General features: G+C 64.0%; 2 protein-coding genes and 1 pseudogene. 2 read left to right on the plus strand and 1 reads right to left on the minus strand.

Going from position 1 to position 2189, the window contains the following annotated elements:
- Positions 1-211 precede the first annotated feature (211 nt).
- Positions 212-1252 carry a TAXI family TRAP transporter solute-binding subunit gene (locus AC5JJ6_RS10705; protein ID WP_496042020.1) on the plus strand — a complete coding sequence of 347 codons (1041 nt, stop codon included), beginning with the start codon at positions 212-214 and terminating at the stop codon, positions 1250-1252.
- An 11-nt stretch (positions 1253-1263) separates the two neighbouring features.
- Positions 1264-1839, plus strand: a complete 576-nt coding sequence (locus tag AC5JJ6_RS10710; RefSeq protein WP_496042021.1) for a hypothetical protein — start codon at positions 1264-1266, stop codon at positions 1837-1839.
- A 36-nt stretch (positions 1840-1875) separates the two neighbouring features.
- Here AC5JJ6_RS10710 and AC5JJ6_RS10715 read toward each other — a convergent pair.
- Positions 1876-2189, minus strand: a pseudogene (locus AC5JJ6_RS10715) (recombinase RecA); the annotation flags it as partial.

Here is a 2189-nt window from a genome sequence, read left to right on the forward strand (position 1 = left end):
AACGGTCAGGGAAAAAGTATAATCGCGATCCTGCCCCTACCCTATCGACCATCATCATAGTTGCCGCACCAGTATGCAATAGCGGCTGATCCATCGGGACCATCCGTGGATATTGTGGAGCCGTTCCAGTTTCCGGAGGACGGCGCGCCGTTGTTCGCCGGTGACTTCCGGTAGCGGTAAAGGGCTTTTGACACCTCATGCAGGTTTCCTGATGTTGATCATTGCAAGAATTTTCGTGGCAGCCGTGCTGGGGGCGCTGACCGTGCAGTCCGCACAGGCGCAGGTCCAGCCGCAACAGGCGCAGGCTCAAGCTCAACAAGCTCAAGCCCAGCCGCGCAAGGGCGCCAGCCAGTCGCCCAAGGAGAGGATAAACGCCTGGACGGTCGGTCTCGCGGGCGGGCAGCTGGAGGGAGCACCGCTCCGGCTGGCGTCGGAGATCTCGCGGGTGGTGGACGACGGCGACAACCTGCACGTCCTGCCGATCGTGACCAGAGGGCCGACCGAGAACGTCAATTCTCTCCTGTATCTGAGGGGAGTCGACATGGCGGTCATCAATACGGACGTGCTGGATGAATACAAGGCGCAGGTGCCGAACATCCAGCAGCAGATTACCTATGTCCTGAACCTTTTTCCCTCCGAGCTCCATGTATTCGTCCGGCCGGAAATCCAGTCGCTCGACGATCTCAAAGGTAAAAAGGTCAATTTCAACACGCTGGGTACTGCCGCGGCCTATTCGGGTCCCTTGATCTTCACGCGGCTGGGGCTCGACGTCGACAAGACCTTCATCCCGCATCAGGTAGCGCTGGAGCAGATGAAGTCCGGCGGGATGGATGCCGTCGTGTTCATCACGTCCAAGCCGGTGGACGCCTTTCTCAGGGGCCGCTGGGAAGCGGGCTTCAAGTTCCTGCCCGTCGAATACGACAACAGGCTGGCGGATTACTATCTGCCGTCGCAGCTTGGGTCCACGGACTATCCGTCCTTGATCGCGGAGGGCGCCCAGGTGCCGACGATCGCGGTCCCGACCTTCCTGGCCGCCTACAACTGGCCGCGCAATTCGGACCGCTACAAGCGCATGGACCGGTTCGTCGACCGGCTGTTCAGCCGGCTCGAAACGCTCCAGGGGCCGGGGTTCGATCCGAAATGGAAGAACGTCAATCTGGCCGCGAAGGTGCCGGGGCTGGAACGCTACCGGTCGGCGCAGGAATGGCTGGACCGGCCCGGCACGGTGGAAGAAAGCGGTTTGCCGAAATGAGGCGGGCCGAAATGAAGTGGGCCGCGGTCCTTCCGCTGCTGCTGGCGTCCCTGATCGGCGGACAGGCCGCCTGGGCGCAGAATCCCGGCAGTGCAGGGGGAAGCGGCCCGGAAGAATGGGTCGTCAGCGAAACCAGGTCGCCGGTGGACTACAGCCCGCAGGTCAGCGCCATGATCGCGTCCGTCCCGTCGCCGGGGAACTGGGGGATGTCCTTTTCGCTGCATTGCAGGCAGGGCAGGACCGAAGCGCTGTTCGGCATCCCCGACTTCGCCCGCTTTCCGGCGGGATCGGGATTTCCGGTAGAGTACCTGGCGGTCAGCCAACAGGCCATCGACGCCCGCTCGGTCGAGCGCCGCTGGGTGGAGCGGCGCGGCGTCGAGAAAAGCTTCGACGAGGTGAGCGGCGCGGTGGACGCCGCCCTGACGGGAGATGCCGTCACGTTCCTTAAGTCGCTGCCCGACGACGGCATCCTGTCGGTGCGGGTGCGCGACAGGAGCGCCGTGACGCACGACGCCGAGTTCCATCTGAAGGACTTCGGCCCCGTGCGGGACAGGCTGGCGGCGGCCTGCAACTGGCCGCCGCGGTAGGGTGGCGATAGGACCGGCTGTTCGGGAACGGCCGGATCAGTCTTCAGAGGCGTCGGCGGCTTCGCCGTCGCTGTCCGGGGACCCCATCATGGCGCTGGCGACGAGCCCGGCGTTCTCCCGGATCTTCGCCTCGATGGCGTCGGCGATCTCCGGGTTCTGCATCAGGAAGCCCTTGGCGTTTTCCTTGCCCTGCCCGATGCGCTGGCTGCCGTAGCTGAACCAGGAACCGGACTTTTCGACGATGCCGGCCTGGACGCCGAGGTCCAGCAGCTCGCCGGTCTTGGAGATCCCTTCCCCGTACATGATGTCGAACTCGACCACGCGGAACGGCGGGGCCATCTTGTTCTTGA

It is taken from the genome of Skermanella sp. (genome assembly GCF_059503625.1).